Annotated in this window: 15 protein-coding genes and 2 riboswitches; of the genes, 4 read left to right on the top strand and 11 right to left on the bottom strand. The window is 56.6% G+C overall.

Annotation, left to right across the window (positions count from 1 at the left end):
- Positions 1-7: 7 nt before the first annotated feature.
- Positions 8-946 (top strand): ribokinase, encoded by a 939-nt coding sequence (gene rbsK, locus ACRRUX_RS05910; protein WP_432528162.1) that lies wholly within the window; start codon positions 8-10, stop codon positions 944-946.
- A gap of 43 nt (positions 947-989) precedes the next feature.
- Positions 990-2,018, top strand: a complete 1,029-nt coding sequence (locus ACRRUX_RS05905; protein WP_432528160.1) for a substrate-binding domain-containing protein — start codon at positions 990-992, stop codon at positions 2,016-2,018.
- A gap of 67 nt (positions 2,019-2,085) precedes the next feature.
- Here the strand turns inward: ACRRUX_RS05905 and ACRRUX_RS05900 are convergent, their stop codons facing one another.
- The 11 genes from ACRRUX_RS05900 to ACRRUX_RS05850 all read right to left on the bottom strand — a co-directional run bounded on the left by ACRRUX_RS05900 (position 2,086) and on the right by ACRRUX_RS05850 (position 14,006).
- Positions 2,086-2,847, bottom strand: a complete 762-nt coding sequence (locus ACRRUX_RS05900; protein WP_432528158.1) for a PepSY domain-containing protein — start codon at positions 2,845-2,847, stop codon at positions 2,086-2,088.
- Positions 2,844-3,353 carry an FMN-binding protein gene (locus ACRRUX_RS05895; protein WP_432528156.1) on the bottom strand — a complete coding sequence of 170 codons (510 nt, stop codon included), beginning with the start codon at positions 3,351-3,353 and terminating at the stop codon, positions 2,844-2,846. The genes ACRRUX_RS05900 and ACRRUX_RS05895 overlap by 4 nt, the downstream gene beginning before the upstream one ends.
- A gap of 143 nt (positions 3,354-3,496) precedes the next feature.
- Positions 3,497-4,681, bottom strand: a complete 1,185-nt coding sequence (locus ACRRUX_RS05890; protein ID WP_432528154.1) for a porin — start codon at positions 4,679-4,681, stop codon at positions 3,497-3,499.
- A gap of 621 nt (positions 4,682-5,302) precedes the next feature.
- Positions 5,303-5,815, bottom strand: a complete 513-nt coding sequence (locus ACRRUX_RS05885; protein WP_432528152.1) for a prepilin-type N-terminal cleavage/methylation domain-containing protein — start codon at positions 5,813-5,815, stop codon at positions 5,303-5,305.
- 103 nt (positions 5,816-5,918) lie between these two features.
- The gene (locus ACRRUX_RS05880) at positions 5,919-7,061 is read right to left on the bottom strand and encodes a S41 family peptidase (RefSeq protein WP_432528150.1); all 1,143 of its coding nucleotides are present in this window, start codon (positions 7,059-7,061) and stop codon (positions 5,919-5,921) included.
- Positions 7,062-7,167: 106 nt separating this feature from the next.
- Positions 7,168-7,845 (bottom strand): Crp/Fnr family transcriptional regulator, encoded by a 678-nt coding sequence (locus ACRRUX_RS05875; RefSeq protein ID WP_432528148.1) that lies wholly within the window; start codon positions 7,843-7,845, stop codon positions 7,168-7,170.
- A 21-nt stretch (positions 7,846-7,866) separates the two neighbouring features.
- A complete protein-coding gene (locus tag ACRRUX_RS05870; RefSeq protein ID WP_432528146.1) occupies positions 7,867-8,598 on the bottom strand; it encodes a nucleoside phosphorylase in 732 nt (243 codons plus the stop codon).
- Positions 8,595-9,326: a nicotinamide riboside transporter PnuC gene (gene pnuC / locus ACRRUX_RS05865; RefSeq protein ID WP_432528144.1), complete on the bottom strand. Its 732-nt coding sequence runs from the start codon at positions 9,324-9,326 to the stop codon at positions 8,595-8,597. The genes ACRRUX_RS05870 and pnuC overlap by 4 nt, the downstream gene beginning before the upstream one ends.
- Before the next feature lie 169 nt (positions 9,327-9,495).
- A complete protein-coding gene (locus tag ACRRUX_RS05860) occupies positions 9,496-10,584 on the bottom strand; it encodes a lipocalin-like domain-containing protein (protein ID WP_432528142.1) in 1,089 nt (362 codons plus the stop codon).
- Between the two features lie 131 nt (positions 10,585-10,715).
- Positions 10,716-13,310 carry an FtsX-like permease family protein gene (locus ACRRUX_RS05855; RefSeq protein WP_432528140.1) on the bottom strand — a complete coding sequence of 865 codons (2,595 nt, stop codon included), beginning with the start codon at positions 13,308-13,310 and terminating at the stop codon, positions 10,716-10,718.
- A gap of 3 nt (positions 13,311-13,313) precedes the next feature.
- Positions 13,314-14,006, bottom strand: a complete 693-nt coding sequence (locus tag ACRRUX_RS05850) for an ABC transporter ATP-binding protein (RefSeq protein ID WP_432528138.1) — start codon at positions 14,004-14,006, stop codon at positions 13,314-13,316.
- 184 nt (positions 14,007-14,190) lie between these two features.
- Positions 14,191-14,307, top strand: a riboswitch (glycine riboswitch).
- Positions 14,308-14,332: 25 nt separating this feature from the next.
- Positions 14,333-14,448, top strand: a riboswitch (glycine riboswitch).
- Positions 14,449-14,558: 110 nt separating this feature from the next.
- Between ACRRUX_RS05850 and ACRRUX_RS05845 the strand changes: the two genes are divergently transcribed.
- Positions 14,559-15,908 carry an alanine/glycine:cation symporter family protein gene (locus ACRRUX_RS05845; RefSeq protein ID WP_432528136.1) on the top strand — a complete coding sequence of 450 codons (1,350 nt, stop codon included), beginning with the start codon at positions 14,559-14,561 and terminating at the stop codon, positions 15,906-15,908.
- A 177-nt stretch (positions 15,909-16,085) separates the two neighbouring features.
- A complete protein-coding gene (locus ACRRUX_RS05840; RefSeq protein WP_432528134.1) occupies positions 16,086-21,260 on the top strand; it encodes a response regulator in 5,175 nt (1,724 codons plus the stop codon).
- Positions 21,261-21,264: the final 4 nt, after the last annotated feature.

Here is a 21,264-nt window from a genome sequence, read left to right as displayed (position 1 = left end):
AAATCAAATGAATAAGTTAGTAGTATTAGGCAGTGTCAATGCTGACCATGTGCTTCAGGTGCCTTCTTTTCCCCGCCCGGGTGAGACATTGCATGGTCGTAACTACCAGGTTATCCCCGGTGGCAAAGGCGCCAATCAGGCGGTGGCCGCCTCCCGTCTCGGTGCTGACATCGGTTTTATCGCCTGTGTGGGTGATGATGCCTTTGGTAACAATATCGTGCAGGAGTTTGCCAAAGACGGCATGAATGTCGATGCCGTGCATTGTATGGAAAATGCCATGACAGGTATTGCCATGATCCAGGTTGCCGATAATGGTGAGAACAGTATTTGCCTGGATGCCGCCGCCAATGCGCTGCTCACCGTCGAGCTGGTGACCCGCCATGAAGCGCAGATCGCCGGGGCCGACTATCTGCTGATGCAACTGGAAACGCCTCTGTGTGGCATCGAGCAGGCGGCCCGGATTGCCAGAGCCAATGGTACTCAGGTCATCCTTAACCCGGCACCGGCCCGTGAATTGCCGGACTCGCTGCTGTCGCTGGTGGACATCATCTCTCCCAACGAAACCGAAGCGCACCTGCTGACCGGCGTTGAAGTAACTGATGAAGCCAGTGCTGCCAAGGCCGCCGCGGTGCTGCACGCCAAAGGCATCGCCACTGTGCTCATTACCCTCGGGGCCAAAGGCGTTTACCTGAGCCAGACTGCCACTGAGTCGGATGAAGAGTGTCAGGGGAAAATCATCGCCGGTTTTAAAGTCGAGGCTACCGATACCACTGCTGCCGGTGATACCTTTAACGGTGCGTTGGTAACCGCCTTGCTGGAAGGGCGCAGCCTTGAGCAGGCGCTGATTTTTGCCCACGGCGCGGCGGCGATTTCGGTCACCCGTTTTGGTGCACAGACCTCTATCCCAAATCGGCAAGAGGTTGACAGTTTCATCGCTTCGCATTGATTGTATTTCGTTTTTAACCCTTATTCACCGGAGCATAAATTCCATGGCTACCATGAAAGATGTCGCCAAACTTGCCGGGGTCTCCACCTCGACGGTCAGCCATGTGATGAACCAGACCCGTTTTGTCAGTGAAGACATTGCCAAACGGGTACAGGATGCTGCCAGTACCCTGAACTATCGCGGGCCATCTGCCGTGGCCCGCAGCCTGAAAACCTGTCGCACCAATACCATAGGCATGCTGGTGACGACCTCCACCAATCCTTTTTACGCCGAGGTGGTGCGCGGGGTCGAGCAGGCCTGTTATCAGCGCGGCTATAACCTGATTCTGTGCAATACCGAAGGGGATGTGCAGCGGCTCAAACGCTCGCTGGCGACCCTGGTCGAGCGGCGGGTCGATGGCCTTATCATGATGTGTGCCATGCTCGAAGGCGAGGATGCCAAAGTGTACGAGCGGCTCAACAACCTGCCCGTGGTGGTGATGGACTGGGGCGAGGCCGACTTCCCCTGCGACCGTATTCAGGGACATTCCCGCAAGGGTGGCCAGCTGGCGACTCAGTACCTTATCGATAAAGGCCATCGCGACATTGGCTGTATTACCGGACCACGCAACCGGCAACAGGCCGATCTGCGCTATCAGGGCTTTGCTGATGCCATGTTGGCGGCCGGGCAGGTGATTAATCCCGATTGGGTGGTGGAGAGTAATTTTGAGTCCGATGGTGGTCTGCAGGCGTTTACCGAGCTGTTTTCCCGGGTCGGCCAGGATAAGAGCCAATTGCCCAGCGCGCTGTTTGTCTGTAACGACATGATGGCCATCGGTGTGCTGCACGCTGCTCAGCATGCCGGCATCCGGGTGCCCGACGAGCTGTCGATTATCGGTTATGACGACATTCATCTGGCCCGCTACCTGAATCCGGCACTGACCACCATTCATCAGTCCAAGGGTAAATTGGGCGCCGAGGCGGTCAGCGCCCTGTTGGCACGTTTGCAGAATCCGCAACTGGCGCCCCAGTTTATGGATATTGAACCCAGCGTTGTTGAGCGCGACAGCGTCCGGATGTTTGCCCAGATATAGCACTGTTCCACTGCAGAGGGCTGTTGCGCTGCAGCCTCGCCTGCCTTTTCCGGGGTAGCCTGTACAGTCAGCGATAGCGGCTATTGGCTCGGCGCTGTTGCCACCACAGCTTCAGGCCGGTCAGGGCGATGGTCAGCAGAGCCAGCGCCAGCAGATCCCACAGCCACTTGCCACTGATCCCCAGCAATCTGCCGCTGTGCACATCCTGCAATACCCGCTCCCAGCTTAAATGCATGGCGCGGGCATTGAGCATCAGCGTCTCATCGTCATTAACCGTCGGTGTCAGCCAGACAAGGTTGGCAGGCGCCGCACCGGCAATCGGCGCCAGCAGTTGTTCATTCAGCCAGACTGTCCCTGCGCCGGTTTCCAGCCACAGTTTATGACAGCCATTGTCTGTCGCGGCGGCCATGCGCGTCAGCGGCATGTTTAGTCCGGAGGCCGCATCCAGGGTATCAAGCAGCTGTCCATCCTGCGTCAGTACATACAGCCGGGCACTGTCCATGGCGATGTGATAACCGGCAAATGCACCCGCTGCCAGCAAAGGGCCTGAAGCCTCAAACAGCAGCCTGTCATCCAGCCACAGTAGATTGTCTGTGATGCCATAGGGCTGAATGACCAAGGTCTGCGCCGGTGGACGAATACCGTAATAGTCCAGCAGCCAGCTGTGGCGCACCCCCTTATTGTCCAGTCCCCAGTCGTGGGCGTGATTGAGCGCGACGCCAGTTAAGGTCAGCAGCAGGATAAACAGCGAGGCGATGAGCGCCAGGCGCCTGTGCCAGTGACGCACCGCGTTTTTTGTTAGCGAACGGCGGTGAGAGGCCCGTTTCATTGGGGGTCACCTGTCTGTACCAGACTGTCCAGATACAGGGCAATGCGACTGAGTTTGGTCAGTGCCCGCACCGACAGGGTTGCACCTGTGATGCCATCGATATGTCTATCCAGCTGCAACTCTTCAGTCAGGGCGGCGGTTTTGAACTGGTCGGTGAAGAACTCATGGCGCACCTCATCCCCCCGGCTTTCGCGGTACACCAGTACCCTGGTGGTGACGATTTTACCGTTGGCGATATGAATGCCGACTGTGATGGGAGCTTCTTTGCCGACTTCATCCAGCACCCACACACTCTGTTTACCACTGCGCCAGCAACGATACCTGTGGCGGCTGCCGGTGTGTGCCAGGATCTGTTCAACCTGATGTTGCTGCGGCTTATCCAGCCACAATACCAATGCGGTTGGCATCATCCCCAAGGCCTGTTGAATAAACTGTTCACTGGTTTGATAGCGGGTTTCGGCCTGGCTGTAAAAAGGCAGCAAAATCAGCAGCGCAGTCAATAACATTGGCCGCTGGCACCATCGCACTAATTTGGAATATGCTGTTTTGGAACAGGCAGAGCCGGGGGATAAGCAAGAGAGAAGCATGATAAAACTTCCACGGCCAAAAGGGGGCAAAGCCCCCTTGATTGATGACAATAGTGTTGGGATCAGAACTGGTATCCCACACCCAGGTTGAAACCATCGGCATCCAGTGCGCCGCCCTGAATTTCGTAGTCGGCCTTGAATACCACGTTTTCATGCAGCCAGTAATTTACCCCGAAACTGGTCTGGGTTTTGGCTTCTTTGGCGGGATCGCCGGCTTCGTTATTCCACTCGCTGTATCTGACATAAGCGCCAAACTCAGGGGCGAAGCGATAGGAAGGCTCAATGTACCAGCCATTCTGGCGATCACGTCCCAACGCCTGTGCCTGCATGCCATCGATATTCCACTGGGCGTACAGGGCGCGCACACTGAAGTCGGCGATGCTGTATATCGCGTGGGCTTCCAGCAGGGTCGCTGGCGCCTTTTCCACATTGGCTGCGCCCTGGGTCAGATCAGTCTGATATTGGGCGGTGGCGGCCAGCTCCAGTCCCGGGATGGCGGTGTACCTCACCCGGCCTGTGTAGGCCAGCGCATCGGCATTGGCTTCAGATACTTTCTGACGACCGCTGCGGACCTTATAAGCATTGCTGCCTTCAGTGGGGACCTTGAGGCCAGAGGTGACTGTGGTATCAAAGCTCAGCCCGGGTGCCGCCTTGATGTTCAGCAACAAACCGCCTTCCCACCAGGTGGTCGGGATGATGTCTTTTTCAACCGGGTTGCGCTCAACACCATAAAAGGTGGTGGGTTCATGGGTTTCATTGAGGATACCCACTGGCATCAGGAATAAACCGGCCTTACCTGTCAGGCTATCGGTAAAATCGTGCTCGATATATGCCTGCTCCAGTTCCACTTCGCCTTTTTTGCCTTCGCCTGACAGTGAGTGTTCCAGCTCAAGTTCCGAGAAGAAGCGGGTTTTGGCTGAAAATTCATGACCAAAAAACAGCACGAAGCGATGGAAATCGATTTCCTTATCTGTGGTGTCGGTTTTGTTGTTGGTGATGTTGTTGTAGTGCAGCTCGCCATAACCACCGATGGTGGTGCGACTGGTACTGTTGCTGTTTTGCTCGGCCTGATCGGCGGTTTGTTCCAGCCGGCTCTGAGTCTGTTCCAGCTTTTTCTCCAGCGCTTTGAGTGCCTGTTGCTGCTCGGCCAATTGTGCTTTGAGTGCTGCGGTATCGTCGGCGGCCATTGCCGTAAAACTGCTGAAAGTGCTGATTAACGCACTGGCTATCAAGGTCTTTTTGATCATTTCCCCATTCCCTAGTGTTGCAGGTGTTATCTGATGCTGCCGAATATTAGCAACTGTTTATCGCAATGTAAATGCGAGTTATTACTGTTTGCGTTGATAGTTTTGACCTGTCCGAAAATACGGCTCCGGATAAATACAACCGGGGAGGGCCGGCAGATCCAGAGATGCAGGTATCGGGAAAAATTCGCAGCCGCAATTGCCTGGGTGGCAATCTCACACCAGCCCGGGAGCAATGCAGAGGTGCACTCAAAGATCAGGGTTTTTCTGTGAGATGGTGTGAAGAGGGGAGCAGAGAGCTGGCGGGAGTGCCGCTTGGGGAGCGGATTCTCAGTAATACTAACTTCATTAATAGTTTGATCAATTCGGAGCGTGCGGGTTTCAATGCACGTGATACTGTGCTTAGCCGTCCTTACATAGCACCACTATGACTTCGCCAACTCGCAAGCCACAAGGATGTGGTGAATGTCATTAACGCACGACTGCATGGACGCAGGAGCAGTTGCCGGGGAGCGGTTAATGACCTTGTCTCAAGCGTATTGAACTCCCGCTGAATCAGATTAACGATGAAATGAAATTGGTATAATCGCCGGGATTGCCTGAGGCCAGGCAATCCCGCGGAGATTAACAGCCGGCAGTATTCACTTCATAGCTGGGCTGCTGGTAATGGGCCCTGTCGAAAGAGTATTTCAAAAAGCACTGGGACTTATCTATATCGCCGGTGGATTTGGCGCCAAAAGCCGGCGCGCCGCGTGGTGTCATATAGGCCTGGCCGAAAATGCCCGGGGTGCTGACCACTGTCCAGTCGGCATCGTCGATATGCATAATCCCGTCGATATTGGCGCTGGATGGCTGAATGTGCCCATAGTGCAGATCCACTCTCTTGCCATCGATAATCAGGCTGGAGTCCACCGGATTGTGGATATTGCTGTACTCCAGATTTTCTTTACCTGCGACGGCAGCCCTGGAAAACACCAGATCATTGGCGGATTTCAGCTGACCCTGCATGTTCACTATGGTTTCTGTGAGGGCATCATGCTTGAGGTTGATAAATTTGGGAGCGGCCACGACCGCCAGTATCCCCAGGATGATGATGACGATCACCAGTTCAATCAGGGTAAAACCGCGCTGTTTCATATCGAATCTCTGAATTACAAAAGCGCGGGATTCTAGTCAAAAAATAACCGTTTAAAAGTGAATTTTTGTTCAGAACTTAATCATTTCAGCAAAACTTAAAATTCTACAGAGAGTTAAGAAACTCACCGGTTTCCAGCCAATGTTGTATCAGCAGCACTTCGTCATCCTGCCAGGTGTCACTGTCGGTGGGCGGCAAAAAGATATCCGGTGCAATTCCGGCGATATCCACGGCCAGATGAGGCAGTCGTCTGGAGCGGCTTGTCGCATAGTAAAGTTCAAATACGCCGGAGGGCAGTCGCTTGCCGCGCATATTGGAGTAATCCAGCGCACCGTAACTGCTGCGACCGGCCAGTTTGATATTCATTCCCTGCTTGGCGGCCAGTAAAAACTGCTCGCAGGAACTGCCGCAACCTTTGTCTACCAGGATCACCACTTTTTCCGGGCCAAAGCCGGCATCTTCCGTCCGTTTGACTGAGTTCACGTCTGAGTTGTTGTTGCTGACATAGCTGCCAATGGGAGCGGAAGTCATCGCCTCGACCAGCGGGCTTATCACTTCGATACAGGCGGCATCATTGTTCATCTGGCGGCAAATTTGCCGCTGCGCATCGATATTGTCCGGTGTCACCAGAAACTCCACTCCCGTCACCAGGTATTCGTCACTCAGCAGATGTTTCAGCACGGGGCGATAACTGGAGTCGCTGCCACCGCCATTCTGACGGACATCGATAATCCAGAATGGCGTCTCCCTGAACAGTTGTTGCTCGTTGATAAACAAGTCATTAATGGCTTCGGCGTAGCGCCAGTCAAATGTTGGCAGCGTCAGCAGCAGAGTCAGGGGAGACAGAGATTCCAGCCGGGGATAGAGGTTGTCGGCCTGCTCCTGCGGCTCCTGTGATGTCTCGGCGGCTGCCGTGTCCTGCTGTGGCTCAATCAGCATGGTCAGGCCAAGGTGTCCCTCGCGCCAGCTTTTCAGATATTCCTTGATGATGGGCTGACATTGCGGCAATTGCGTAATGGATGCCGCTTCGCTGAGTGCCTGCTGCAGTGCCTCGTCAAAATGAGCCTGACCTTTTTGCGCCAGATGCGCCGGCGCACCTGTGTCATTGGCAAGCAGAAAGTCGGGTAAGAAATTCAGATCCTGCTGGCATTGGCTGGCGGCATTGATGGTGGGAGTTTGGGGTTGACTGGTGCAGGCAGAGACCATCGGCAACAGCAGTGCCAGGATGGCTGAAAAGCGGGTAAACATGACCATTCCTTTACGTCACATCAGGAGCATCAGGCTATCATTTGCGCCGGTTCGGCAGCAAGCAGGTTACCGGCAAACTGCAAAAAATAGTTGAGAGTTCAGCGTATTAACCCTGATCGACGAACTGTTGCAGCTTATTGATATCCAGCACTTTAAGATTGGCACCCTGACGTTCAATCAGGCCTTTGTCGACCAGCTCCCTGACCGCGCGGCGAAACACCCTGCTGCTGGTGCCGAAGCGCTCGGCTTCCTGATCCATCTTGCCAAAGGCGTGCAGACAGTTCTGGGTTTGACTGCGCTGCAGCAGATCCCAGGCGATGTTGTAGCTGATGGTGTGCAGCAGGCGGTTGGTATAGATATCCAGCGAGTCCTGATAGTCCCAGGCTAGGGCACTGGCAAAAAACAGCGTGTGCTGAGGTTGCGTCAGCAGCAGTTGCTGCACTGATTTAAGACAGATTTGCCGGACCTGCAGCGGCCCTTCAGCCACCACGCTCCACTGACACAGGGTGCCGGTAAAGAACTCCATTTCTCCAAACAGGTGCTGCGCACAGCTCAGTTCACCCAGTTGAAAGCGTCGGCCATTGATGGCACTGATATGCATGGAGACCTTACCGGCGGGCACCAGATACAGGAAATCCAGGTTTTTACCCTGGCTCAGCAGTTGCTGACCGGCCTGCAGCTCAGTCAGCTGGTGATCACAGCTCAGCAGTGCTCGGGTGAAGGCCTCGGCCTGCTGTTGAAGTTGGCCGCTGAAGCGGCCTTTGGCATAAGGGGCAAGTTGCATATCAATGTGTTGCAGTGGTTTTCAGGGGCAATCTGACAAGGCGTACAGGGCGCAGCGAATCGCCAGCAGTTCGCCATTCATCAATGCCTGGTCGGCGTTGACATAGTCACTGACGCCGGCCTGCACATCGGTTCCATAACGCACTACGTTATTCAGAACTGCGCCAACACGCAATCCCCGGATACGGCCTATGGTCAGCAAGGCAGCGGTTTCCATGTCGGCACCCAGCACCCCCAATCTGTGCCAGTACTCGCAGATCTGCAATTCATCGTCGCGATAGAAACTGTCGTGAGAGCGCACCAGACCGGGATGGAATGCGGCACCTTCACGCTGTAAAAAGGCTTCCATGGCATTGCTCAAATGCCGGTCGGCCAGCGCAGGATAGCTGCCCGGAGCATGGCTGGCACTGCCGCCATCATCGCGCACGGCGCCTTCAACCAGAATAAGCTCTCCCAGCTGAATATGGGGTTGCAGCGCACCGGCGCTGCCGACCCGCACAAATTGACGGGCACCACACTGACGCAGCTCTTCCAGTGCAATGATGGCCGACGGAGCGCCAATGCCAGTGCTCATTACCGTAATGGGCACGCCCTGAAAGGTGCCGGACATGGAGCGAAACTCGCGGTTTTCTGCCAGCAGTCTGGGATTCTCCAGCAGTGCGGCAATACGATTTACCCGCGCCGGTTCGCCACACAGTACCACCCGCTCGGAGACCTGTGATGGTGTCAGTCCAATATGAGGCTGGGCAATCATGACTTTGCCTCCGGCTGAGGTTGTTGATTGGCTTTGGCGCTGTGCATCCACTGTCGGGCCCCATTGGCGGCAATAAACAGCAAAATGCAGTACTGAATGGACATGGCATATACGCCCTGGGCGGTGTAAATGCCCACGCTGACCACATTGATCAACATCCACAGTAACCAGTTTTCCACGTATTTACGGGTCATCAGAATTTGCGCCACCACCGACAGCACAGTCACTACAGAGTCCCAGAAGGGGAAGGCATTGGGCTCAATCTGCGGCATGCTGAGCTGGCCGCCAAGCAGGTTAATGGCTTCCACTGCAGTTTGTGCCAGCAGTTTGAATACCGGATAAATATTAGGCGTCAGCCAGATAATGGCGGCGATTGCCAGCAAGCCTGTGATGACCAGTTTGGTGTTGGATAGCCAGCGGACTTTCAACAGTTCACCGGTTGCCTGTTGTGGCCGGGTCCAGGCATACCAGCCGTAGACGTTGGCGGCAAAGAAAAACAGCTGCAGCATCAACAGTCCATAAAGCTGGATTTGGTAAAAGATGATGCCAAACAGGGTGACATTGATCAGACCAAACAGGTAGTTGATGGTCTTTTCCTGGCTGGCAAACCAGATACACAGCAATCCGGCCAGAGTGCCGAATGCTTCAATCCAGGACAGGGCATAGCCACTGCCGATGGGGATATTGACCAGAGTATTGTTGATATCAAACCAGCTTGTTATATCCATAATGCTGCCTCTTGGGTGCCGCGCAGTCGGTGACGTCAGCCCATTGATCGTAAGGGTATGGCGCCGAGTTTACGCAGGCTTGATGTGACTGACTAAGGACATTTGTCCTCCCGTGAGCTGAAATCCATCTCGGCTCTGTGCTGGTGGATAGAGGCGCGGCGGCGCCGCATCAGTAGCCGGTCAGCTCCATATAACCTGTACCCTGATGGCTGCCGCTGATAATGACAGGGCCTTCCCAATACTTAATGGTCAGGGGCATCATGGCATCGGCATTGAGCGCCTGCACTGTGAGGGCTATCTGCTCAGTGGGAATATTGATTTGCCACTCGATGGGCACCACTTTCCCCTGAGTTTTGGCCGAGCTGTGGGTTTTCAGCACCTGCATGCGGATCTCCTGGCTTGCCAGCTGCCTGCCGGTGCCATCTTTGCGCATCAGTCTGCCGGAATAAAAATGCTGGCCTGCTCCGGCGCCGCCCCTGAGCTGAAACAGCATCAGAGTCGTATCCCGCCCCTGATGTTCGCCAAGACGCAGGGCGAACCAATCCCAGCCCTGTTGCTCACCGGTCAGAAACTGCGAGCTCCATTCCCGATCGAGCCAGCCTTTGCCCATCACCTGATGAGTGGTGCCGCGGATCGTCACCTCACCCTTGATGTGGATATAGGGTTGACTGTAGTAGTGAGAGGCCACCTTGCCATCGGCACTCTTGATGCTGAATCCCTGTTCCCCCTGAAGCTGGTAAGGGCTGCGGCCACCCAGTTTGAGGCGATAACTGAACTCCCGGTCGCCGCCCTGCAATACCGCCGGCAGCAAATCATCAGTGCGGCTTTGCCACTGCCAGTCATCCAGAAAGATGCGCAGTGGCGATGACTCCACTCCGGCCAGTTGCGGATTGCCTCTGGACCAGCGCTCGGCACTCAGATGCTCACTGGCTGTAGTGACTGCGCTGTGGGCCATGTACAGCTGGGAGGTTGCCCAGCCGGGCTGTGAGTCTTTGACGCTGCTGTCTGCCTGATTGGCTCCTGTGGTCGCGGCTGTCGGCAGACTATTCTCTGGCGGCGACAGTGCGATGCGAAATTGCGTCCACTGTAGCCCCAACGCCTCGCCCTGCTGGTTGTGCAGATTGGCGGTGAGATACCACCACTCCTGCCGATAGTCCTCATGCGCGCCGTGATCCTGCGGGAAACTCAGGCGGGTTTGGCGCTCCACTTTGGCATAGCGGCTGATCTCTGCCTTATCTGAGCCCATGAGTTTGCCCATGCCCCGAGTTTCAGTTTCAGTTTCAGTTTCTGTCTCAGTTTTTGCCTCGAAAAGGGGCGCAGATGCCGGCGTGCAGCCCGGCAGTGACAGCATCAGGCACAGTAGCAGACTTGAATACCCTGGATAGCGCATTACAGAACCTCCTGTTGCAGGCTGCTGATCAGCGGTTTGCGGGTTTGCCGGAGCAGGGGGAAAATCACCGCCACGGCGCTGATCACCAGCGCCAGCAGCACCAGCTGCAGGCAGGCAGCCCAATCCCAGATCATGGCGATACTCCAGCCAAAGGCCTGCAGCGTGACCTTGTGAATAAGCAGCCAGCCAAGCACGGCACCGGCAGGCAGCGCCAACAGCGCGGTGAGCAGCACCATCAGCAGCATTTGCACACTCACCATGGTAAACAGGCCGGGGCGGGATATTCCCAGGGCATACAGTCTGGCCAACGGTGCCTGACGGCTCTGCATCAGCATCATGGTGGCGCTGAGCAGGCCGATAGCTGCCACGATCAGCGTCAGGCTGTTGAGCACGACGGTAATGGAAAAGGTGCGCTTGAACATCTTGATGGCTTCACTCTTGATTTTGCTCTGGCTGTACATCATGGCCGGCGATACCCCCAAAGCCTGCAGCTGGGCCTGCAGTTTGTCGGTGTCGCCCTGCCAGCCCACGGCGAAATTGCGGTTTTGATGGGGCAGCCCGATTTGATGCCAGAGTGCATCGCTGAGCATCACCTCGCCTATGGGTTTGCCATAGTCATAATAGATAGCGCCGACCGGCAGGCCGTCGGGATACAGGGCGGCGGCAGCCTGCAGATACAGGCGATCGCCAATGCGGATATTGTGCCGCAGCGCCAGTGGCTCACTGAGCATCAAACTTTGGCCAGCGAAAAAGGCCGGCCAGTGATCGCCATCGGTTTGTTTCAGTGACACGGTATTGAGCATGGCGTCCTTATCGCGCGACAGCAGCATCACCCGATAACTGGCGGCCGGTTTGGCGTTAGCTTCGGTATCCGCAAGCGCTGCGCTCAGCTGCAGATAACCAAAGGCTTCCCACTGAATTGCGACCGGATCAATGCCTTCATGGCGGCGCAGCCAGTGCTCAATTCGATCGGTATCCGCCGGGTTGGGGCGGATGTAGAGATCGGCATGCAGCCGATTATCCATCCAGGTTTTCAGCGTCTGCTCAAAACTGCCCACCAGGGTATTCATGGCGACATTGGCGCTCAGCGCCAGCAGCAAGGCCATCATGGCCAGTGCCAGCGGGGCGGTCAGCTCGCGGGTTTCCGCCACCAGATAGCGCCAGCGTCCTTTGGGTACCAGTGGCTGCAGTGCCGACAGCAGCCACAGCATCAGCTGCGGCAGCAGCATGGGCAGTGCCAGGGTCACAAGACCAAGCAGCGCCAGACTGGTTTGATAATACCGGCTGACAGGCAACAGCAGTCCGGCCAGCAGGATAAGGCCACAGGCGAGATAAAATTGCAGGCGGTGACTGCGGTAGTGGATCAGATTCTGGCTGACGGTGCTGCCGGCGCGGGCCAGCGACTGATGGGTTAATGCCCGGTACAGGGGAATGCAGGCCAGTAGCGCCGCGGCCAGCGTCAGGGCGATGGCTTCCAGCAACCAGGCCAACTGCCAGTGGCCGGGCAGCAATCTGGCGCCGTACAGCTGTTCGAGCGTCATGGCGACCATAGGCTGCAGCCACTGACTGAGCTGCAGCCCCAGCACAAAGCCGATGGCTGAACCCAGATGCACCAGCAGTGTCAGCTCCAGCAGCAGTGCCGCCATCAGTGCCTTGCGGGTAATCCCCGCCTGCAGCAACTTCAGCAGCAGCCGCTGACGCTTCATCAAACTGTAGCGAATGCCGTTGTAGGCGATAAACAGTCCCACCACAAAAGCCAGCATGGCCATGGCCTGCAGATTAAGATGAAAGCTGGCGGTCAGCTCAGTCAGCGCTTCGCCCTTATCGCCGGGGCGATAAATATTGCCCTGTTGCAGCAACGCGCTGGCCTGGCTTATCTGTGTCGGATCGTCGGTCATCAGTGCTATGTAGGACAGTTGCCCCGGGCGCGCCAGCAGCTGCTGGGCAAAGCCGATGTCCAGCAGTATGCTGCTGCCAAGTCCGGCGTCAGCGGGCAGGGGGACAAGGGTGACGGTTTGTCCGTTGAGCGGCAGACTATCGCCGCCCAGACGCTGAATCAGACTTTCATCAACCAGCGCCAGTGGCTCGCCGCGCAGCAGTGCTGAAGTGGGAATATCGGCCATGGCAGTTTGAGCTGAACTATCGCTTCCCTTTGCCGTGGGCTGATTTGCACTCTGCATGGCCAGCGCGGTGGCGGCGATAATGTCGCTGCCGGTCAGGTGCCAGCGGCGACCCTTATCATCCAGCACATAGCCTTCCAGCACGGCCAACACCGGCAAGCCGGACTGGCGCAGGCGGAAATACTGGCTCTGGTCAAAACTGCCTGTGGTGCCGGGCGGCACGATATAGCCATTGGCCTGCCGGCTGAGAAGTTCAGTGGCATCGGCATAACTGCGCACGGCATTTTCATTGGTGGATTTCACCCCGTTCAGCAGAGTGACCGCCAGCACTATGCCCAGCAGAATGGCTCCGGCCTGCAGCGGCTTATGGCGATAGTGAGCTGCAAATACCCTGAGACTGAGCAGCACGGCGCGCAGTGTGGCGGCCGGATTTGGCTGATTGCCACCTGCGGGTGTGACCTTGGGCTCTGGCATGGCTCAGCCCTCCACGGCATCGCGGGACGCCAGCTCCAGCAGCTGGCCCTGTTTCAGCTGCCAGTGGCTGTGCATAAAGGCAGCACATTCGCTGGAGTGGGTCACCATCAGCACGGTACTGCCAGCTTCGGCGGCAAGCTCACACAGCAGTGACATCACATTCAGACCGGACTGCTGATCCAGGTTGCCGGTGGGTTCATCGGCCAGCAGTAACAGGGGGCGATGGGCCAGCGCCCGGGCCACCGCCACTCTTTGCTGCTGACCGCCGGACAGCTGCTCAACGCTGCGCTCAAGCAGTTCATTCAGGCCGAGTTTGTCGCTCAGGTGCTGGCACCAGGGATCCCAGTCAAGACCGGCAAGCTGCAGGGGAAAGGCGATATTGTCTCTGACATTCAGTGGTGTGAGCAGATTGAATTGCTGAAACACCACCCCCAGTTGCAAGCGGCGAAAGGCGCTCCACCGGGCATCCTGCCAGTGGCGGGTGGATTGCCCCCCCAGCAGAATTTCGCCCTGATCTGCCAGCTCAAATCCGGCCATCAGATTCAGCAGGGTACTTTTGCCGCTGCCGCTGGGGCCGGTCAGCGCGACGGTTTGCCCCTGGTGCAGTGTCAAATCCACCCGATCGAGCACGGCATGAAACCGGTCGCCATCGTTAAATCCTTTGGAAACCTGACAAAACTGCGCTGTGATGGCCATGGTACGACTCCCTGTTGCCGGCATCTGTAGTCAGAATATCCCAGTTTATCCCATAAGGATCAGTCTAACTGATTAAAAATTCGTGCTTTAGTGCCTGAAAATTGTGAGCAACGTCACTTGTCTGGTGCGCCGCTTTGCCGCAGAATTGCATCCCTGCCCCCTTAATGGTGGGCAATCCGTTCGGATGAAGGTAGCAGGAGAGTGGGGAATCGCCCCCACACCGACGAGGCAACTTTCCCAATCGCTGCAAACCAGGTTTGCCGGGAAAGCACTCTTTCAGGTGCCAGGCTGAACTCAATCGAGTCAGACTTGCGTGGACTGTTACTGGACGAGCCTCTGGAGAGACCGACAGCCCTTTGGGGAAAGTCGGCGCCGAAGGCGCAAGCCGTGATGTCATTCGACATCCGGTGAAACGCTCAGGCAAAAGGACAGAGGAGAGGATGACTGCTTTGCCCTGTTGCCTGCCGGTTTCATTACCGTCTTTTCGCTATTAGGCGCGTTCAGCCATTTCTTTTCCTCCTCTAAATTTGCAGTTTAATTTCGAGGAATATCATGGATTTTCATCAGTTAGTTGCTGACATCAACAGCATTGTCTGGGGCCCTGCCACGCTGATCCTGCTGGTGGGTACAGGCGCATACCTGACGTTTCGTCTCAAACTTATTCAGCTGTTTCGCCTGCCAATGGCACTGGGGCTGCTGTTCAAACCCGGTGAGGGCAAGGGCGATTTGTCTCCCTTTGCGGCCCTGTGTACCGCGCTGTCGGCCACTATCGGTACCGGGAATATCGTCGGCGTGGCGACCGCCATTAAAATCGGTGGTCCGGGCGCACTGTTCTGGATGTGGCTGGCCGCTTTCTTCGGTATGGCCACCAAGTACGCTGAATGTTTGCTGGCGGTGAAATACCGCACCACGGACAAGCACGGCAATATCGCCGGCGGTCCCATGTACTATATCGAGCGCGGTCTGGGGCTGGGCTGGATGGCCAAGCTGTTTGCTCTGTTCGGGGTGGGGGTGGCCTTTTTTGGCATAGGGACCTTTGCCCAGGTCAACGCCATCAGTGATGCCATGACCATCGCCTTTCATGTGCCATCCTGGGTTACGGCGACTGTGCTGACCTTGCTGGTCGCGGCTGTGGTACTGGGTGGCGTGACCCGCATTGCGGCGGTTGCACAAAAGCTGGTGCCGGCCATGGCCATAGGTTATCTGCTGGCCTGTTTGTGGATTTTGGGCAGTCATGCCGATCAAGTGGTGCCGGCATTTGAGCTGGTGATCCACTCGGCGTTCAATCCAACCGCGGCGACCGGTGGATTCCTCGGTGCGACGGTCGCCATGGCGCTGCAGATTGGTATTGCCCGTGGGGTGTTCTCCAATGAATCCGGCCTTGGCAGCGCGCCGATTGCTGCCGCAGCCGCCAAGACCAATGAGCCCGCCGAGCAGGGACTGGTGAGCATGACAGGTACCTTCTTCGATACCATCATCATCTGCACCATGACAGGTCTGGTGCTCATTCTCACCGGTGTGTGGGACGGGGATGCCGCCGGTGCCGCCATGACCAGTGCTGCCTTTGCTTCAGGTGGTAACGCATTGATTGGTCAGTATATGGTAACAGTTGCGCTGGTGTGTTTTGCCTTCACCACCATTTTGGGCTGGCATTATTACGGCGAGCGCTGCTGGTCTTATCTGACCGGCGATCGCGGCCGCCGTATCTATCAAATGATCTTTCTTGGCTTGATTGCCTGTGGGGCCTTTATTAAGCTGGATCTAATTTGGCTGTTAGCGGACACAGTCAATGGCTTGATGGCTATCCCCAACCTGATCGCCATCGTGGGATTGCGACACATTATTGTGGCAGAAACACGGGATTACTTTGCCCGATTGTCGTTATGTCCCCAGACCGCCTGAACCCAATAACAATATGACCCAGGCCCTAAAGGGCACCGGATGTCATCAATAACAACAGGGCCTGTATTGGCCCTGTTGTCGTTTTTGCCTGCTCTTTTTACCAAGGATAATCAGGTCATGCGCCACTCAGGACTGCAAACATTTCAACGTCGCCTTCTGGTTTTCGCCGCTCCTCTCATGTTGCTGATTATTCTGTTTTACGCCCTGATGGCCTGGTATCAGTACAATCAGGTGTCTGAGCAGGTATTTACCAGTCTGACGCAGCAGGCTGAGCGGGCGGCGATGCGGATGGACTTTCTGCTGTCCCGGGCGCAGCGATCCACCGAAGGCATTGCCGATATTCTCAACTCCCTCGATGACGATGATCGTTTGTTTACCGGCAAGGCGCTTCCCGATCTGCTTTATGAAAGGCTGCGGCGCAACCCCGACTTTTTTGGTAACGCCATTGCCTTTGAACCCCAGTCGGTTCCGGGATTGACCCGTTACGCCCCCTATGTTTACCGCACTCCTGAAGGCCTCAGGAGTCTGGATATCGCCAAAGAAAGTTATGACTATGCCGATGGCAACTGGGCCTGGTGGGAGGTACCAACCCAAACGGGCAAAGGCTACTGGTCGCCCATCTATTTCGACAAGGGGGCGGGCAACGCCATGATGATCACCTATGCCCATCCATTCGGTCATCCGGGCATGCCCAGAGGGGTGGTCACGGTGGATTTGGCGCTGAAAGGATTGCCTGAGTTACTGGGGCTGGCCCCGGATGAGATGGTGCTGATTAACGCCAGTGGTCAGCTGGTGTATCACGCGGATGAGTCGCTGCTGATGACCCAGGCGTCCAGTCGCTGGTTGCCGGACGCTGAGCTGCACTCAGATATCCGCGCGGTGCTGGCTGCCGGGCACGGTAATGCGGAAGTCAGCGAACTGGGGCGCACTTATATGGCGTCTGTTGCCAGGGTCCCCAAGCTGGACTGGACGCTGGTGTTGATGACGCCGGCATCCCATCTGGACAGTGTGCTGGCGGAGAAAGGGCTGGAGCTGATTGTCAGCCTGCTGGTGATGGTGGCACTGCTGCTGATCAGTGTGGTGTGGATTTCCCGCAATATCACTTTGCCCCTGCGCAGTCTGGCTGGTGGTATCGAAGAGTTTGGCCGTGGCCGTCTGTCCCGTCTGCCCACCGATAATGAACGAATCAGCGAAGTCATGACGGTCAAGGCGGCATTCAATGAGCTGGCGCAACTGGTGGATGAGCGCGAGCAGGCGTTGCTCGATTCCCGCGGACACAGGTTTGCCGGTCTGATTGAAGGCATGAGTGCCAGTGCATTTTACTGCTCGCTCAATGCCGAAGGTCAGCTGGTACAGGTCAGTGAAGGGGTTGCCAAGGTGCTGGGTTATGATCCCGAATTGTTCCGGCTCAAGTATCAGCGGCTCTATACCCACAATCCCATCAACGAAGTCAACTGGCAGTACACCATACAGGCGCTGTCCGGCGACGCTGTGCCGCCTCATCAGGTCGAAATGAAGCACATGGATGGGCACAGGCGGCGTCTGGATTGTTTTATGCAGCCACTGCTGGATGAGAACCGGAATCTGTTGTCGGTAGAAGTACTGTTCCACGATGTGACAGAGCAGTTCTCTCTGGCCAGCCGGGCGTCATCCATTCTGGAGGCGGCACCTGAAGCCATGTTGGTGATCGCCAACCAGAATCAGGTGGTTTTCAGTAACACCCGTTGTCTGGAGTTGTTTGGTTACAGCGCGCCAGCCATGGTGCATCGCCAGCTATCGACCCTGCTGGATGAGCAGGCCTGGATTGAATGGCAGCCCAAATTGCTGGAATTCTGGCAGGCCAGTTCGCCGGTACTGACTCTGCATACTGTGCAAACCCGCTGTGTGCGTGCCAATGGCGAGGGATTTGATGCGGAAATCAATCTGGCGCTGTTGCCCCAGGGGGATGGAGCAGAGTTGCAACTGGCCATGTCGGTGCGGGATATGTCCCGGCAATTGTTGGATGAGCAGCTGATCCGCGCCAGCGAAGAGCGATTCCGCCGTTTGGTGGCCAATATTCCCGGCGCGGTTTACAGCACCTGTGGCGATACCCTGTGGGATTTTGATTATGTCAGTGAGCATATTCTGGAACTGACAGGCTATGGCGCCGCTGAGTTTATGTCGCCCCAGAGCCGCTCATTAGCTTCGCTGGTGTTGGCAGAAGATCTGGCGCTGATGCAACAGCAACTGGAAGATGCGCTCGCAAGGCAGGTCGATTTTGAGCTGGAATACCGGATCCGTCACCGGGATGGCTCGGTGCGCTGGCTGCAGGACCGTGGCCAGGCGGTTTACAGCGAAGATGGTGAGCCACTCTGGTGCAACGGCAGCCTCAACGATATTACCGAGCGTAAACACTGGCTGGAGGCTCTGCAGCAGTCGCGGCAGCAGCTGGAAGAGATCACTGAGTCCGTGCCCAGCACTATGTATCAACTGTTGTGGCGCAGCGCCGAGGACTTCAATTTCAGCTTCGTATCGGAAGCGGCCATCAGCACTCTGGGGTTCCACCGGGATGAGATCCTGAAAAATCCCGGTGTGCTGTTGCCGCGGCTGGGCGGTCGGGATCAACTGCGGCTGCAGCGTTTGTTAAGCGGGCGTGGACACGCCGGGCTGCAGTGGCAATGCCAGCTGGAGTACCGTCATCCGTCAGGCGATTTACGCTGGCTGGAAATGGGGGCCAGAGGGCAGTTTCTGGAGGATGGCTGCCTGTTGTGGCACGGCTATCTGACCGATATTTCCGAGCGCAAACGGATTGCCGATTCCCTGTCCCGCAGCAAGGCCCACTTCCAGGCGCTGTTTGATACCGCGGGTATCGGCATTGTCAACGTCGATCCCAAAGGCACCATTATCGACTGCAACGATCAGTTCAGCAGCTATATGGCGATGGATCGCAAGGCGTTGATCGGCAGTTTTTACCGGGATCTGGTGCATCCGGAGGACAGGGAAGCGTCGCGGGAAATGTTTATGATGTTCCAGACCACGGGGCGACAGAGTATCAGGGTAGAGCGCCGTTTTGTCAGTCAGACCGGACAGCTGTACTGGATGGATATGTCGGTAACGACCCTGAGAAATCCCGATGGCAGCCTGGTTTCCAACGTGATCAGCATGACGGACATTACCCGGGAAAAGGCATTGTCAGATGAACTGCAGCAGGCCAAGGATGCCGCCGATGCCGCCAGTCGGGCCAAGAGTGACTTTTTGGCGAATATGTCCCATGAAATCCGTACCCCTATGAATGCGGTCATCGGCATGGCGCAGCTGGCGCTGGCGACCGAGCTGAACGATAGACAGCGCAACTATGTCGAGAAGATCCGCCGCAGCTCCGAGTCGCTGCTGGGAATCATCAACGACATTCTCGATTTCTCGAAAATTGAAGCGGGCAAGCTGGCGATTGAACAGCACCCCTTCCAGCTCGACAGCATGCTGGAGGAGTTGAGCGACATGTTTGCCGAGCCTGCCGCCCGCAAACAGCTGGAGTTGCTGTTTGCGGTGGCCAGCGATGTTCCCAGATATCTCGATGGTGATGCGCTGCGGCTTAAACAGGTGCTGGTCAATCTGGTCAATAATGCGATCAAATTTACCGAACGTGGCGAGGTGCTGCTGTCGATTGCGGTGATAAAGCGCACTGACGAGCAGGTTTCTCTGAGTTTCAGTGTGCGCGATTCCGGCATCGGCCTGAGTGAGCAGCAACGCAGCCGCCTGTTCCAGTCATTTACCCAGGCGGATACATCCACCACCCGCAAATATGGCGGCACCGGCCTTGGGCTGGCTATCTGCAAACAGCTGGTAGAGCTGATGGGGGGGACCATAGGTGTTGAAAGTGAGCAGGGGCACGGCTCGACCTTCTTCTTCAACATATCGCTGCAACTGACCATTCCCCAGCCTGTGGCGCCGCAGACTGAACTGGAAGGCATGCCGGTGCTGGTGGTGGATGACAATGATACGGCCCGGGACATTCTGCGCAGCACGCTGCAGAACATGGGGTTTGATGTCACCACCGCCAGAAGTGGCAAAGATGCACTCAGGCTGGCGGCCCGCCAGTCGTTCAGATTGGTATTGCTTGACTGGAAAATGCCGGGCATGGATGGGCTGGATACCGCGCAGCAGCTGCAGAAGCTGGCCGCAGCGCCACAGATCCTGATGGTGACGGCCCACGCCAGTCAGGAGTTTATTACCCGTTTTGAGGCGCTCGGTCTGGCGGGTTACATCAGTAAGCCGGTCAGTCCCTCCAGGCTGCTTGATGCCATAGTCGCCACGGTCGGGCTGGATGGTTCCCTGCCGGTGCGGCGAATCGCGCCGCCAACGGAGGTCGGCAAGGTCACGGCGTTATCCGGTAAACGAATTCTGGTGGTGGAAGACAATGAAATGAACCAGGAGGTCGCCAGCGAATTTCTGGAGCAGGCCGGGGTGCTGGTGTCTGTTGCCGGCAATGGCCGTATCGCCCTGGAAAAACTGGCACAGAATGAATTTGACCTAGTACTGATGGACTGTCAGATGCCCGTGATGGATGGCTATCAGGCAACTGCGGCAATCCGCAGGCAGGAAAAATACCGTTCACTGCCGGTGATAGCCATGACCGCCAACGCCATGGCGGGCGATCGGGAAAAATGCCTGGCAGCGGGGATGAACGACCATATTGCCAAGCCCATTCAGGTCGCACTCCTGTATCAGACTTTACTGAAACACCTGCCTTGTGTGCAGGGCCAGGTGACCACCGGCTGGCCAGAGCATCCGCAGCTGGATGTTGATCGGGGGCTGGCGCTGGTGCAGCAGTCAGGACGTCTGTATGCCCGCATTCTGCAGCGTTTTGTTACTGGCCAGCAGACAGTTATGGTGGATATTGCTCAGGCGGTGGCCGACGGCGATTGGACGCTGGCGCAGCGTCTGGCCCATACCTTAAAAGGGGTGGCCGGCAATCTGGTGTGCCATCCTTTGGTAGAGCTGGCGCAGCAACTGGAAAATTCTCTGGGAGAGCAGCAATTTGATGACACACTTGCCTGTAAGGCCAGCGAGCAGATAGCCGGTCTGTGTGATGCCATCATGGCCTGGCAAAAGGCGGCGGACCGCCACACAGACGCTGACCGGCCCGTGCCTGCGCCTGAGTTGCCGACAAAGCCAATTCAAGCACAGCTGACGAGGATTCAGGGCCGGCTGATGGATAACGATGCCAGCGCGCTGGCTGAGCTGAAAGCGCTGAAGTCCAGTGTGCCTGAGCATCAATGGCAGGAGCTTGAACCGGTATATGTGTTGGCAGAGGAGTACCGTTTCGAGGAGGCGGCAGAGTTAATCGGACGGATATCGTCCCGACGGAAATGAGGCA

It is taken from the genome of Shewanella sp. GXUN23E, from assembly GCF_050865035.1.
Taxonomy (GTDB): Bacteria; Pseudomonadota; Gammaproteobacteria; order Enterobacterales; family Shewanellaceae; genus Shewanella.
This window is presented reverse-complemented; position numbering and strand designations above follow the sequence as displayed.

Coding starts and splice junctions, on each gene's coding strand:
- ACRRUX_RS05855 (WP_432528140.1), bottom strand. CDS start 13,310: ATGCCAGAGCCCAAGGTCACACCCGCAGGTGGCAATCAGCCAAATCCG.
- pnuC (WP_432528144.1), bottom strand. CDS start 9,326: ATGGATATAACAAGCTGGTTTGATATCAACAATACTCTGGTCAATATC.
- ACRRUX_RS05845 (WP_432528136.1), top strand. CDS start 14,559: ATGGATTTTCATCAGTTAGTTGCTGACATCAACAGCATTGTCTGGGGC.
- ACRRUX_RS05870 (WP_432528146.1), bottom strand. CDS start 8,598: ATGATTGCCCAGCCTCATATTGGACTGACACCATCACAGGTCTCCGAG.
- rbsK (WP_432528162.1), top strand. CDS start 8: ATGAATAAGTTAGTAGTATTAGGCAGTGTCAATGCTGACCATGTGCTT.
- ACRRUX_RS05895 (WP_432528156.1), bottom strand. CDS start 3,353: ATGTTATTGACTGCGCTGCTGATTTTGCTGCCTTTTTACAGCCAGGCC.
- ACRRUX_RS05900 (WP_432528158.1), bottom strand. CDS start 2,847: ATGAAACGGGCCTCTCACCGCCGTTCGCTAACAAAAAACGCGGTGCGT.
- ACRRUX_RS05875 (WP_432528148.1), bottom strand. CDS start 7,845: ATGCAACTTGCCCCTTATGCCAAAGGCCGCTTCAGCGGCCAACTTCAA.
- ACRRUX_RS05840 (WP_432528134.1), top strand. CDS start 16,086: ATGTTGCTGATTATTCTGTTTTACGCCCTGATGGCCTGGTATCAGTAC.
- ACRRUX_RS05890 (WP_432528154.1), bottom strand. CDS start 4,681: ATGATCAAAAAGACCTTGATAGCCAGTGCGTTAATCAGCACTTTCAGC.
- ACRRUX_RS05850 (WP_432528138.1), bottom strand. CDS start 14,006: ATGGCCATCACAGCGCAGTTTTGTCAGGTTTCCAAAGGATTTAACGAT.
- ACRRUX_RS05905 (WP_432528160.1), top strand. CDS start 990: ATGGCTACCATGAAAGATGTCGCCAAACTTGCCGGGGTCTCCACCTCG.
- ACRRUX_RS05860 (WP_432528142.1), bottom strand. CDS start 10,584: ATGGGCAAACTCATGGGCTCAGATAAGGCAGAGATCAGCCGCTATGCC.
- ACRRUX_RS05885 (WP_432528152.1), bottom strand. CDS start 5,815: ATGAAACAGCGCGGTTTTACCCTGATTGAACTGGTGATCGTCATCATC.
- ACRRUX_RS05880 (WP_432528150.1), bottom strand. CDS start 7,061: ATGTTTACCCGCTTTTCAGCCATCCTGGCACTGCTGTTGCCGATGGTC.